A 12,797-nucleotide genomic window follows, 5' to 3' on the forward strand; every position below is an offset into this window, starting at 1 on the left:
CCCGTGCGACGAAAACACCCCGGCGTGGTGGTCACCACGCCGGGGTGTCTGTCGATGTGCAGGTCGGTCACTCGTGGGTCGTGTCGCCCTCGTCGTGGCCGCCCAGGCGCTCGATGATCGGCGAGGGGACCGGCGGCGCGGTGAGCGGCACCGCGATCGGCACCGGGCTGGTGACCGTGTTGCCGTTGCCGAAGTCGAACGTCACGACGACGTTCTGCCCGCTGCGCAGCGCCTCCCTCAGGCCGATCAGCCGGAGCTGACTGGTGGCCTCGGAGTTGAGCTGGAGGTAGCTCTGCGGCGCCAGCTCGATCCGGGCCGGCTGGCCCGGCGCGGCGGGGCTGGCCGAACCCGATGCCCGCGCCGATTCCGGCGCGGACGGGGTGGCCGACGACGACCCGGTGCCGGACGGGGTCGCCGACGGGCTGGCCGAGCCGGATTCGGAGGCCGACGGGCTGGCGGAGGCCGAAGCCTCGGCGGAGGGCGACGGGCTCGCCGAACCGCCAGAGATCACCACCTCGCGGGCGCTCTCGGTGGTGACGGTGACCGTCACGGTGCTCTTCGAGTCGTTGTAGATCACGGCGTTGAGCGGCGCGTCCTGGCCGGCGCGGTAGCCCTCGGTGCCGGGGTAGTCGACCAGCAGGCCGCGCACCGCGTAGGCGCCGTTGGGGGTCGTGAGGTTGACGCCCTGGACCGACGGCTCCTTCAACGCGGTCTCGGCGATCTGACCGGTGCCGCATCCGGACACCAGCAGGCTGGCAGCCGCAATACCGGACAGCAACAGGGCCGCCCGCCGGGATCCCCTGATCGAGCGCGTCACGTCGGTCCTCCTCGTTACGATCCCCACCCGGCCGCACGCCGGGCATGGTGGCCCTACCCGCGCAGACCGCGCTCCAGGGTAGTTGGAGCTGATCGAGGCCCGCACACGGACCCGGCAATGCCACCTTCTTGGGTGCCTCTCACACCACCCGGCCGCTCGCCACCAGCAGAACCACGTCGATGAGGGCCACCAGCATCACCGCCCGGAAAGCGGACACCGGCCGCCGGCCGGCGCGGGCCGCCGAGCGCCCGGCGTACCAACTCAGTGGCGGCACCACGGCGGCCGTGCCGACCGCCGCCAGGCCGACTGCCGACGGCGGCCCGGGTGGCCCCAGGACCAGGGTCGCGGTCGCGGCGAGGAGCAGCCCTGCCGCGGCCGCCCGGCTGCCGGCCGCGCCGAGCCGGTGCGGCAGGCCGCGCACCCCGGTCCGGGCGTCGTCGGCGAGGTCGGGCAGCACGTTGGCGAAGTGCGCGCCGGCACCCAGGCAGGCCGCCGCGACCAGCAGCCAGGCCGGCGGGGTCGGCTCGCCGGGCAGCCCCAGCACCACGAAGGCGGGCAGCGCGCCGAAGGAGACGGCGTACGGCAGCACCGAGAAGGCGGTGGCCTTGAGCGGCCAGTCGTAGAGCAGCGCGGAGACCAGGGCGACCGTGAGCCAGAACGCCGCCGTTGGGTTCGTGGTCAGCGCCAGCAGCGGGCAGGCCACCGCGGCCGCCGCCGCAGCCCAGGCCGTGGCGCGTCGGCCCACCGCGCCGGAGGCGACCGGCTTGTCGGTACGCCCCACAGTGGCGTCCCGTTCGGCGTCCAGCGCGTCGTTGGTCCAGCCGACGGCCAGCTGGCTGGCCAGCACGGCGAGCACCACCGAGACGATTCCCGCCGGTCGGTGCCCCACTCCCCAGGCGAGCAGACCGGCCACCGTGGTCACCGCTGCGGCCGGTTCCGGATGGCTCGCTCTGACCAGCCCTAACACCCTGGACGACATAAGGGAAGTCTGGTCGTTACCGAGCAGTCGTGCCACGCTCGTTTCCATGCGAGACGTGGCTGCGGCCGCGGCGTCCACCGGTCCCCGGGTGCTGCCGCGCAACGACCCGCGCCAGTACGACGACCTGGCCGGTGAGTGGTGGCGGCCGGATGGCGCGTTCGCGATGTTGCACTGGTTGGCCGAGGCCCGCGCGGCGCTGGTGCCGCCGGCCGGCCGGCCCGACGCGATCCTGGTCGACCTGGGCTGCGGCGCCGGGCTGCTCGCGCCGCACCTGGCCGGCAAGGGTTACCGCCATGTCGGTGTGGACCTGACCCGCTCGGCGCTGGTGCAGGCCGCCGAGCGCGGGGTGCGGGTGGTGCAGGGCGATGCCACCGCGGTGCCGCTCCCCGACGGTTGCGCCGACGTGGTCTCGGCCGGTGAGCTGCTGGAGCATGTGCCGGACTGGCGGCGCGCGGTGGCCGAGGCGTGCCGGCTCCTGCGTCCGGGTGGCCTGCTGGTGCTGGACACCCTGAACGACACGGCGCTGGCCCGGCTGGTCGCGGTGCGGATCGCCGAGCGGCTGCCCGCGGTGCCGCGTGGCATCCACGATCCACGGTTGTTCGTGGACGCTCGCGCGTTGGTCGCCGAGTGCGCCCGGCACGGTGTCGAGTTGCGGCTGAGGGGCATCCGGCCGCAGGTCGGCGGCCTGGTCGCCTGGCTGCTGCGCAGGGCTCGGGGGACCCGGGCGTCGGGTGTGGCGCGCACCGGCCGTGCCCCGCGCATCGTTCCGACCCGGTCCACCGCCGTGTTGTACCAGGGCCGGGGGGTCCGTAACGGATAGTCGGGTCGTGGCGGGGGTAAGGGACGCCGAGGAGGGGGCGATATGACGGTGCACGCGCTTGAGGCGGCCCGCCGGTTGGCGCCGCGGTTCGCCGCGCGGGCGGCGGAGCACGACCGGGACGGCTCCTTTCCGGTCGAGGACTTCCGTGACCTGCGGGAGGCTGGCCTGTTCGGGTTGATGGTGCCCCGCGCGTTGGGGGGCCTGGGTGCCACCTTCGCCGAGTACGCGGCAGTGGCCACTGAGCTTGCCCGGGGCAACGGCGCGACCGCCCTGGTGTTCAACATGCACGCCTCGGTCACCGGCGCGTTGGGCGCGGTCACCGAGGAGTTGGCCGAGGCGCTCGGTGTGCCGGACGAGGCGCTGGCCGCCCGGGACCGGCTGCTCACCGCTGCGGCGCAGGGATCCTGGTACGCGGTGGCGATGAGCGAGCGGGGCGCCGGTGCTCGGCTGTCCCAGCTGAGCACGGTCTACGAGGCGACCGACGAGGGCTGGCACCTCAAGGGCAGCAAGACCTTCTGCTCCGGTGCCGGGCACGCCGACGGTTACCTGGTGGCCGCGCGCAGCTCGGCCGACCAGTCGGTGGTCTCGCAGTTCCTGGTGCCGGCCGGCGATGGTCTGACGGTCGAGCCGACCTGGGACGCGCTCGGGATGCGCGCCACCTCCTCGCACGACCTGCACCTGGACGTCACGGTGCCGTCCGACCGGTTGCTGGGCGGGGTGGAGGGGCTGGCCCTGGTGGTCGCCCAGTTGATGCCGCACTGGCTGGTGGCCAGTTACGCCGCCGTGTACGTGGGGGTGGCCCGCGCGGCGATCGACGCGGCGGCCGAGCATCTCAACGCCCGCAACCTGGCCGGCCTGCCGGCGGTGCGGGCGCGGCTGGGCCGGGCGGACGCGGCGACGGCGGCGGCCCAGCTGGTGGTGGCCGAGGCGGCCCGCCGGGTGGACGACGCACCGGGCGACGAGGAGACCAACCGCTGGGTGTGGCGGGCGAAGCTGCTCGCCGGCACGACGGCCGCCGAGGTGGCGGCGTCGGTGCTGGAGGCGGCGGGCACCTCGGCGACCCGGCGCGGCCATCCGTTGGAGCGGCTCTATCGGGACGCCCGCTGCGGCTCACTGCACCCAGCCACGTCGGACGTCTGCGCCGACTGGCTGGGCATCGCCGCGTTGGGCGGCGATCCGGACCGTGACGGATCGGCACCGCGTTGGTGAGCCGGCCTTGCGGTTCTCGCGCGGGGATCGGGCCGGCCGAGGTGGCCGGTGGGACGTCCAGGGGGAGGACAGCGTCTGACGAGAGGTGGGGATCGTGCCCGTACCAGTGATCGCGGGGCTCGGGACGGCGCAGCCGCCGTCCGCTTCGCAGGACGAGTTGTGGGAGGGCTTCTTCTCCCGGCACTTCTCCGGCACCACCCGGTCGTTGGCCCAGCGGATCTTCGCGAACTCCGGGGTGACCCGGCGCCAGGCCGCGGTCAACCCCCTCCTGGAGGACGTCTCGGAGTGGCCGACCGAACGGCGGATGCGCCGCTACCAGGTGGAGGCGCTGCCGCTGGGCAAGGAGGCGGTCGGACGCGCGCTGACGGCCGCCGGGTTGGACGCCGGCGACGTGGGCATGTTCATCGTCTGCTCCTGCACCGGGTACGCCACCCCGGGGCTGGACATCCTGCTCGCTCGGGACCTGGGCATGTCGCCGAGCACCCAGCGGATGTTCGTCGGCCACATGGGCTGCTATGCGGCACTGCCCGGGTTGGGCGCGGCGAGTGACTTCGTTTCCGCTCGGGGCCGGCCGGCGCTGCTGCTCTGCGCGGAGTTGACCAGCCTGCACATCCAGCCGTCCAGCGCCCGGGTGGACACCCAGCAGATCGTCTCGCACGCGCTCTTCTCGGACGCCGCGGTCGCCGCCGTGGTGGTGCCGGGTGGCCCGGGGTACGCGTTGCGCGAGGTCACCTCGGTCACCGACACCTCGACGGCCGACCACATGACCTGGGACGTCACCGACGCCGGTTTCCGGATGGGGCTGTCGCCGAAGGTGCCGCAGGTGCTCTCCCGGCATGTTCGCGCGCTGGTGGACGATCTGCTGGCCCGGCACGACGGCACCAGCTCCGAGGTGGACGGTTGGGCCGTGCACCCGGGCGGCCCCCGGATCCTCAACGTGGTCGAGCGGGAGCTCGCCCTGCCGCCGCAGGCGCTGGCCGCGTCCTGGGCGACGCTCGACGAGCACGGCAACTGCTCCTCGCCGACCGTGCTGCTGATCCTGGACCGGCTGGCTCGCGCGACGACGGCCCCGAGCCGGATCGTCATGTTGGCGTTCGGTCCGGGCCTCACCCTGTACGCCGCCCTGCTCGATCGACAGGGCTGATCGACCGCGACCCCGGCCGGTACGCTCACCCACATGGATGCGGAGGTGGGCCACCGGCTGCGGTCCGCGGTGCTGGCCGGGGTGGTGGTGGCCGCCCTGGTGGTCGGCGGCTGGTGGTGGCGGGCCGCCGCTCCCCACCCGACCGAAGGCTCGGCTCGTCCTTCGACGGCCGAGCCGAGTGAGCAGCCGACCGTCAGCACCGCGTTGGAACGTGTCCTGGCCTCCGGGGCGCCAGATGGGCCGGTGCGGGTGCGGATCGACCCCGAGACGGGTGAGGTCAGCGAGGTGCAGACCAGGCCGAGAGTGGTGATCGACCCGGCGACCGGCATGATCACCGACGTCGAGGGCACGCCGGGCGACAGCTTCCGATCGGGTGACCTGCCGATGTTCAAGGCGACGATCTGGCGGGAGCGGAAGGAACTCACCTCGGGGCGGGGCGTGACCCGGCAGTCCGCCGACGATGGCGTCCGGCACCTACTTCAGTACCGGTGCACCCGGCCCGGCACCCTCGTGGTGGCGGTCACCGGAGCCGATATGACCGGCCCGTCCCGCATCGACTGCGACGGCACGATCGCCACGGCCGAGGTGTTCCCCACTGGCGGGCCGATCCGGGTGTCGCTGTCGACGGCGGGTGAGCGGCCCATCGACGTCCAGGCGCAACTCGTCGCGCTGCCCTGAGCGCCGGTCAGGCGGCGAGGGCGGTCAGTTCCTTCTGGTACGTCTCGACCGGCCCGAGGTCGGGCAGCACCCGGGTCACCACGCCCGTGCGGTCGACCAGGAGTGCGGTAAGCGTGCCGGGGCGGGCCGGTTGGCCCAGGAACGAGCGCAGCCCACCAGCGGGGTCGGCCAACGCCCGGACATTTCCACCGGCCGGTGGCGTGGCCGCGACCGTCCGCCCCCCGGCCACGGTGATCACGGCGACGCCGTCCGGAGCTGCGGCCACGGCCTGGCCGACCCGCTCGGGGCAGGGGCAGCCGTCCACCAGGATGATCATGGCTGGGAGCAGGCCGCGCAGCGGCACGGGCGCCTGGGCGGCGTCGACGAGGTCGAGCGCGGGTAGCGCCCGGCCGGCGACGGTCAGGGGTGGCGCGTACGGGGTCGGGGCGGGCCGGTCGGTGCTCCGGTTGGCGCGCGGCCAGGTCACGGCGAGCAGGCCGGCCAGCGTGGTGAGCACCGCCACCAGCAGCACCAGCAGCGGCAGGGCGAGGGCCCGGTGCCCGGCGTGTTGACCGGCGGCCCGGCGCAGCTCGCGGCGAACCCGGGCGGCCTCGCTGGCGAGCGCCGAGGCGTCGTCGGGGACCACGACGCGGCCCCACTCGGGTGGCAGGTCAGGTAGGCCGTCGGACGGTCCGTGGCCCTCTGCGTCCGGCTTGCCCATCGGACCCCCTGGAAGCGTCTCGAGAGCGGAGTGTTGCTCGGACTCCAGGGTCCCGCACCGGGGCCGCCTCCCGCTACATCTGGGCGCAGTCCCGCCGGGCGGGATACCATGGGATGAGCGCATAGCCCTTGATCTCGACGTTCTGTTCACCCGTACCGGGAAGTTATCCGCAGGTTACGGAGCGTGTTCGAATCATCGGTTTGACTGCCTGTCAAGCTGAAGAAAGACCTCTCACAGGGCCCCTGAGCTGCGCCAACGGTCAGGACATCGGTGAGACATCGTTGCCTGACCGTGTTACCCTAGACACAGCGAAAGGGGTTTCGAACCTATGGTTTTCAGTGTCGGCGAGACCGTTGTCTACCCCCACCACGGGGCCGCACTCATCGAGGCAATCGAGACTCGGGTCATCAAGGGCGAGCCTAAGCAATATCTCGTCCTGAGGGTCGCGCAGGGTGACCTGACGGTCCGGGTGCCGGCCGAGAATGCCGAGATCGTGGGTGTCCGCGAGGTGGTTGGCGAAGAGGGCCTCGGCAAGGTCTTCGACGTTCTCCGGGCTCCGCACACCGAGGAGCCGACCAACTGGTCGCGGCGTTACAAGGCCAACCTGGAAAAGCTGGCCTCCGGAAACCCGCTGAAGGTCGCCGAGGTCGTTCGCGACCTGTGGCGCCGGGAGCGGGAGCGGGGCCTTTCCGCGGGCGAGAAGCGGATGCTCGCCAAGGCCCGTGACATTCTCGTCGGCGAGGTCGCGCTGGCGGAGAAGAGCACCAAGGACGAGGCGGAGACGCTGCTCGACAAGGTCCTCACCGAGGCCTAGTCCACAGCATCGTCGTACCCACTTCCGAGCGAAGAAACCACCGAGGACCGCGACGTGACCGCGCAGCTCAATCCGCGCGGTGACGTCGCGGTCCTCGTGCCTGCGGCGGGTGCCGGCGTACGGCTCGGCCCCGGCCGACCCAAGGCGCTGCGCCTGCTCGCCGGCGAACCGTTGTTGGTGCACGCCGTGCGTCGGCTGGCCGCCGCCGTCTCGGTGCACACGATCGTGGTGGCCGCGCCGTCGGCCGAGGTGGCGGCCGTCCGTGAACTGCTGGCCCCGGTGGCGCCGGTGATCGTGGTGCCGGGTGGCGCGGAGCGGCAGGCGTCGGTGGCCGCCGCGTTGGCGGCCGTGCCCGCCGGCCCGACGATCGTCCTGGTGCACGACGCCGCCCGCGCGTTGACCCCACCGGAGTTGGTCGAGTCCGTCGCGGCGGCCGTCCGCGAAGGTCGGGACGCGGTGATCCCCGTCCTGCCGGTCGTCGACACGATCAAGGAGGTCGGTGCCGGCGAGGTGGTGCTCGGCACCGTCGACCGGTCCGCCCTACGTGCCGTGCAGACCCCGCAGGGCTTCCGCCGGGCCGTGCTGACCGCCGCGCACGCCGCCGCCGGCGACGCGCTCACCGACGACGCCGGGCTGGTCGAGAAGCAGGGCGTCACCGTGAGCTGCGTGCCCGGCTCGGAGTACGCCCTGAAGATCACCCGCCCGTTCGATCTGGCTCTCGCGGAGCATCTGCTCACTTCCGCTGGTTGACGCGTACCCTCGGTTCATGATCGTTCCTCGGGTAGCCATCGGGACCGACGTCCACGCCTTCGAGCCCGGCCGTCCCTGCTGGGTGGCTGGCCTGCTCTGGCCCGACCAGGACGGCCTCGCCGGGCACTCGGACGCGGACGTCGCCGCGCACGCCGCCTGCAACGCCCTGCTCTCCGCTGCCGGTCTCGGCGATCTCGGCTCCACCTTCGGGGTGGGCGAGCCGGAGTGGGAGGGCGCGTCAGGCGTTGCCCTGCTGACCGAGACCGCCCGCCGGGTGCGCACCGCCGGCCTGGAGATCGGCAACGTGTCCGTGCAGGTCATCGGCAATCGGCCCAAGATCGGCCGGCGTCGTGCGGAGGCCGAGCAGGTGCTCTCGGCGGCCGTCGGCGCCACGGTCACCCTCTCGGCCGCGACCACCGACGGGCTCGGTTTCACCGGCCGCGAGGAAGGGCTGACCGGCATCGCGGTGGCCCTGGTGTACGACGCGCCAGCCGCCTAGGCTCGCCGCGATGTCCAGCGAACCCACGCCTGACCGTTCCGCCGCCGACGGCTACCTCGACCGGGCTCAGCTCCTTGCCGAGCTCGGCCGCCACGACGAGGCTGCCACGGAGCTGACCTACGGGCTCGCGTTGAAGCCCGCGGATCCGGAGGCGCTCACCATGCTCGCCCGGGTGCACCTGGCAGCGGGCCGGCCGGCCGACGCGCTCACCGCTGCCGACGCGGCCGTGGCCGCCGCTCCGGAGGCGCTGCCGCCGTTGGTGGTCCGGGCCATGGCGCTGGCCGACCTGGAGCGCTACGGCGAGTCCGCCGCGACCGCCGACCGTCTGCTGGCGCTCGGCCCCGCCGACGCGTACGCCCAACGCAGCGCGGCGGCGATCCTGGCCGACTCACGCAACGGCCAGCCGGCGCTGAACGCGGCCTGGCGAGGGGTCGAGTTGGCGCCCCAGGAGCCGCAGGCGCATCTGGTGCTCGGCCTGGTCGCCGCCCGGCTGGAGCTGTTCGACCTGGCCGAGCGGGCCTACGGGGAGGCGCTGCGGCTCGACCCGCGCCTCGCCGACGTCGGGCAGGACGTGGGTGTCATCCGGCTGGAGCAGCGCCGCTGGTCGGTGGCGCTGGAGCACCTCGCCGAGGCGGCCACGATCAGCCCGAAGCGGATGGACTCGGGGCGGACCATCGCCTACGGGCTGCACCGCCTGGTGCTCTACGGCGCCGGCTGGTCGCTGGTGGCCGCGGTGGTGGTGGCGTTCGCGGCTGCCGCGAACGACGGGTTCTCCCGCGTCCTCGCGGTCCTCGCCGCGCTCACCGGCGGGATCGTGGTCTGGCAGCTCGCGGCCCGGCTGCCGGGGCTGACCCGGACCATCCTGCCCAGCCTCCTGCACTCGGACCGGGCGCTGGCCCTGGCGGTCTACGCGGTGGCCGCCGCGCCGGTGCTGCTGCTGGCGTACGCGGTGGTCGGCTCGCCGTGGCCGCTGGTGCTGGCCATCGCCACCACCACCATCGCCGAGTTCGCCATCTTCACCCGCACGGCCGTCCGCTCCTGAGTCAGGCGCGACGCGCCCACGTCCAGGCGTACCCCTCGTCCTCGCAGGTGCGGGCCGCGTCGCAGAGGTCCAGTGGGCGGAAGGTGTCGACCATGACGGCCAACTCGTCGAAGTATTCCGCGCCGATGGACCGCTCGGCGGCACCCGGCTGGGGGCCGTGGGTGAACCCGGACGGGTGCAGCGAGATCGAACCCTGCTCGATGCCGGAGCCGCGCCGGGCCTCGTAGTTGCCGCCGGTGTAGAAGAGCATCTCGTCGGAGTCGACGTTGTGGTGGTTGTACGGCACCGGGATCGACTGCGGGTGGTAGTCGACCTTGCGGGGCACGAATGAGCAGATGACGAAGTTGGGCCCCTGGAACGTCTGGTGCACCGGCGGTGGCTGGTGGATGCGGCCGGTGATCGGCTCGAAGTCGTGGATGGAGAACGCCCACGGGTAGAGGTGACCGTCCCAGCCGACCACGTCGAACGGGTGGTTCGCGTAGACGTGGCGGGTCCAACCGCGTCGGTGGCGGACCAGCACCTCGACCTCCTCGCCGTCGACGAGCAGCGGTGCGTCCGGGCCGCGGACGTCGCGCTCGCAGTACGGCGAGTGCTCCAGGAACTGGCCGCGCACGGAGAGGTAGCGCTTGGGCGGCCCGATGTGCCCGGACGCCTCGACGGTGAGCAGCCGCACGGGCTGGTCGCCGGTGGGCACCAGCCGGTGAATGGTCGAGGTGGGGATGATGACGTAGTCGCCCTCGATCGCCTCCAGCACACCGAACGGCGACTCGACCCGCAGCGTGCCCGCCTCGACGTAGAGGCAGTGGTCGCCGGTGGCGTCGCGGAACAGCGGTGAGGGCCGGTCGGCGAGGACGTACCCGATGCGGACGTCGTCGTTGGCGAGCAGGTACTGCCGGCCGAGGATCGGGTCGGCGCCACCGGCGTCGAGCTTGTGGGTGCGCAGGTGGCGGGGCTTGAGCGGCAGGTTCGGAGCCCGGGTGAACGCGGGCGGGGTGAACTCGTCGGCGGCCAGGATCGCGGTGGGCGCGTGCCGGTGGTAGAGCAGGGACGAGTCGGACGAGAAGCCCTCCTGACCCATCAGCTCCTCGGCGTAGAGGCTGCCGTCGGGCTGGCGGAACTGGGTGTGGCGCTTGCGCGGCACCTCGCCGACGCTGCGGTAGTACGGCATCTCGCCTCCCGATATATCCCGTTCACCGGCCGAAGGCGTCCGATAATCGGACGCTGTTGTCCGTTCCTCGTAGCGTCCCGTACATTCTTGTTCCGTGTCAACGCAGGTGCCCGCACTCCTCCACGGCCTGGTGGACGACGCCGCTGTCTTCCCTCCGGGCAGTGCCGCGCTGCACGACGCCCTGGCCGCCCACCGCCAGCACCGTGCCGCCTGGTACGCCGACCTGGTCGGCCCGCTGCTGATCCCCGCCTCGGACGTGGCCGCCGGTGAGCTGAGCGGTCTCATCGACCCCGGCGAGGGCCTGGTGGTCGGCGTGATCGGTGACACCGGGATCGGGAACCTGCCGTTCGCCCTGTCGTTTCTCGCCCCGGACGGTGTCACCGCGCGTCAGGTCGAGGTGGCGGTCGCCAAGCGCGGCGAGGACCCGCTGCCCGGCATCGCCGAGTTGCTGCGGCTGACCGACGCGCTACCGGGCGTGGAGGCCGTCTACGCCGAACTGCCGCTGACCTTCGGGCTGATGGGCGCGTTGGACGCCCTCGCCGCCGCCCGTGCCGACGGCCTGCCGATCGCGGCCAAGTTCCGCACCGGCGGACTGGCCGCCGAACTGTTCCCCACCCCGGCCGAACTGGCCGCGGTGATCTGCGCCTGCCGGGACCGTGGCCTGCCGTTCAAGCTCACCGCAGGGCTGCACCAGGCGGTCCGGCACCTCGATCCGGAGACCGGCTTCACCCACCACGGCTACGCCAACGTGCTGGCCGCGACGCTCGCCGCCGCCGGTGGTGAGAGCGTCGGCGCGGTCGCCGAACTGCTGGCCGTGCTCGACCCGCGCCCGCTGCTGGAGCGCGTCAACGCGTGGCGGGACGCGCCGCGTCCACTCTGGGTCGGCTTCGGCTCGTGCAGCATTCTGGAACCACTGACCGATCTGATCCAGCTGGGGCTGGTGAACGGGGGCTACGACGCATGACCTGGGTGACCGGCGTTGACGGTTCGCCGTACGGGGTGACGAACCTGCCGTACGGGGTGTTCCGGTCCGATGGGGGTCAGGCGCGGATCGGCGTACGGATCGGGTCATGGGTGCTCGACCTGGCCGGCGCGGAGGCCGCCGAGCTGGTGCTGGCCGCAGGCACGTTGGGCCGGCCCACCCTCAACGACTTCATGGCGCTCGGTCGTCCCCAGTGGACGTCGGTGCGGCAGCGGATCACCGAGCTGCTGACCGACCCGGCGCACCGGCCGGCGGTGGAGCCGCTGCTGGTGCCCCTGGCCGACGTGGAGTTGCTGCTCCCGATCGAGGTGGCGGACTACGTCGACTTCTACTCCTCCGAGCACCACGCCTCGAACGTCGGCCAGATCTTCCGCCCCGGTCAACCGCCGCTGCTGCCCAACTGGAAGCACCTGCCGATCGGCTACCACGGGCGGGCCGGCACGGTCGTCGTCTCCGGCACGCCGGTGATCCGGCCGACCGGTCAGCGCGCCTCTGCCGAGGGTCCGGTCACCGGCCCGTCGGTACGCCTCGACATCGAGGCCGAGGTCGGTTTCGTGGTCGGTGTGCCCAGCCCGCTGGGCGCGCGAGTCTCCGTCGACGACTTCGCCGACCACGTGTTCGGCGTGGTGCTGGTCAACGACTGGTCGGCCCGGGACATCCAGGCGTGGGAGTACCAGCCGCTCGGCCCGTTCCTCGGCAAGTCCTTCGCCACCTCGGTCTCGGCCTGGGTGACGCCGCTGGACGCGCTGGCCGACGCCTTCGTGCCGGCACCCGACCAGGACCCGCCGGTGGTCGACTACCTGCGCGATGTGCCGCACCTGGGTCTGGACCTCCGGCTCGCCGTCGAATGGAATGGCGAACGGGTCAGTGAGCCGCCGTTCGCCGGCATGTACTGGACGCCGGCCCAGCAGTTGGCGCACCTCACCGTCAACGGCGCGTCCCTGCGCACCGGCGACCTGTACGCCTCGGGCACCGTCTCCGGCCCCGACCGTTCGCAGGTCGGCTCGTTCCTGGAGCTGACCTGGGGTGGGGCGGAGCCGGCGAAGGTCGGCACCGAGAGCCGCACCTTCCTCGTCGACGGCGACACGGTGACCATCACGGCCACGGCCCCTGGCCCGGACGGCACCACCATCGCCCTCGGTGAGGTCACCGGAACGATCCGCCCGGCTCGCTGAGTCGGGCGCTTCCACCCGCC

General features: G+C 73.0%; 14 protein-coding genes. 10 read left to right on the forward strand and 4 right to left on the reverse strand.

Translation table 11 applies throughout. The annotated features are described in order from the left end of the window. Positions 1–67: 67 nt before the first annotated feature. Together ABZ808_RS22920 and ABZ808_RS22925 are read right to left on the reverse strand one after the other, a co-directional pair. Positions 68–817, reverse strand: coding sequence for a hypothetical protein (locus ABZ808_RS22920; protein WP_357009945.1), 750 nt, complete (start codon positions 815–817; stop codon positions 68–70). 139 nt (positions 818–956) lie between these two features. Beyond that, entirely contained in the window at positions 957–1,796 is an 840-nt protein-coding gene (locus ABZ808_RS22925) for a UbiA family prenyltransferase (RefSeq protein WP_357009948.1), read from the reverse strand. 46 nt (positions 1,797–1,842) lie between these two features. Here ABZ808_RS22925 and ABZ808_RS22930 point away from each other — a divergent pair, with 46 nt between their 5' ends. From ABZ808_RS22930 to ABZ808_RS22945, 4 genes are all read left to right on the forward strand, one after another. Beyond that, entirely contained in the window at positions 1,843–2,616 is a 774-nt protein-coding gene (locus tag ABZ808_RS22930) for a methyltransferase domain-containing protein (protein WP_357009951.1), read from the forward strand. Positions 2,617–2,658: 42 nt separating this feature from the next. Beyond that, positions 2,659–3,825, forward strand: coding sequence for an acyl-CoA dehydrogenase family protein (locus ABZ808_RS22935; protein ID WP_357009954.1), 1,167 nt, complete (start codon positions 2,659–2,661; stop codon positions 3,823–3,825). Between the two features lie 94 nt (positions 3,826–3,919). Then, positions 3,920–4,969, forward strand: a complete 1,050-nt coding sequence (locus tag ABZ808_RS22940) for a type III polyketide synthase (RefSeq protein WP_357009957.1) — start codon at positions 3,920–3,922, stop codon at positions 4,967–4,969. A gap of 33 nt (positions 4,970–5,002) precedes the next feature. Continuing rightward, entirely contained in the window at positions 5,003–5,647 is a 645-nt protein-coding gene (locus tag ABZ808_RS22945; protein ID WP_357009959.1) for a hypothetical protein, read from the forward strand. A 7-nt stretch (positions 5,648–5,654) separates the two neighbouring features. Here ABZ808_RS22945 and ABZ808_RS22950 read toward each other — a convergent pair whose 3' ends face one another. Then, the gene (locus ABZ808_RS22950; RefSeq protein ID WP_357009962.1) at positions 5,655–6,347 is read right to left on the reverse strand and encodes a hypothetical protein; all 693 of its coding nucleotides are present in this window, start codon (positions 6,345–6,347) and stop codon (positions 5,655–5,657) included. Between the two features lie 328 nt (positions 6,348–6,675). Between ABZ808_RS22950 and ABZ808_RS22955 the strand changes: the two genes are divergently transcribed. Genes ABZ808_RS22955 through ABZ808_RS22970 form a run of 4 tightly spaced genes read left to right on the forward strand, consistent with a single transcriptional unit; the run spans position 6,676 to position 9,452 of the window. Beyond that, on the forward strand, positions 6,676–7,161 hold the full coding sequence (locus ABZ808_RS22955) for a CarD family transcriptional regulator (RefSeq protein ID WP_007073334.1): 486 nt from the start codon (positions 6,676–6,678) through the stop codon (positions 7,159–7,161). A gap of 54 nt (positions 7,162–7,215) precedes the next feature. Next, on the forward strand, positions 7,216–7,911 hold the full coding sequence (gene ispD / locus ABZ808_RS22960) for a 2-C-methyl-D-erythritol 4-phosphate cytidylyltransferase (RefSeq protein WP_357009965.1): 696 nt from the start codon (positions 7,216–7,218) through the stop codon (positions 7,909–7,911). Positions 7,912–7,927: 16 nt separating this feature from the next. Then, positions 7,928–8,410, forward strand: a complete 483-nt coding sequence (gene ispF, locus ABZ808_RS22965; protein ID WP_357009968.1) for a 2-C-methyl-D-erythritol 2,4-cyclodiphosphate synthase — start codon at positions 7,928–7,930, stop codon at positions 8,408–8,410. Between the two features lie 10 nt (positions 8,411–8,420). Beyond that, positions 8,421–9,452, forward strand: coding sequence for a tetratricopeptide repeat protein (locus ABZ808_RS22970; RefSeq protein ID WP_357009971.1), 1,032 nt, complete (start codon positions 8,421–8,423; stop codon positions 9,450–9,452). 1 nt (position 9,453) lies between these two features. On the opposite strand, the gene ABZ808_RS22975 is transcribed toward ABZ808_RS22970, so the two are convergent. Next, entirely contained in the window at positions 9,454–10,620 is a 1,167-nt protein-coding gene (locus ABZ808_RS22975; RefSeq protein WP_357009974.1) for a homogentisate 1,2-dioxygenase domain-containing protein, read from the reverse strand. Between the two features lie 94 nt (positions 10,621–10,714). Here ABZ808_RS22975 and ABZ808_RS22980 point away from each other — a divergent pair, with 94 nt between their 5' ends. Next, the gene (locus ABZ808_RS22980; RefSeq protein WP_357009978.1) at positions 10,715–11,584 is read left to right on the forward strand and encodes a hypothetical protein; all 870 of its coding nucleotides are present in this window, start codon (positions 10,715–10,717) and stop codon (positions 11,582–11,584) included. Beyond that, positions 11,581–12,777, forward strand: a complete 1,197-nt coding sequence (fahA, locus tag ABZ808_RS22985; protein WP_357009981.1) for a fumarylacetoacetase — start codon at positions 11,581–11,583, stop codon at positions 12,775–12,777. Before ABZ808_RS22980 ends, fahA begins: the two co-directional genes overlap by 4 nt. Positions 12,778–12,797: the final 20 nt, after the last annotated feature.

Source organism: Micromonospora sp. NPDC047527 (assembly GCF_040643015.1).
Taxonomy (GTDB): Bacteria; Actinomycetota; Actinomycetes; order Mycobacteriales; family Micromonosporaceae; genus Micromonospora.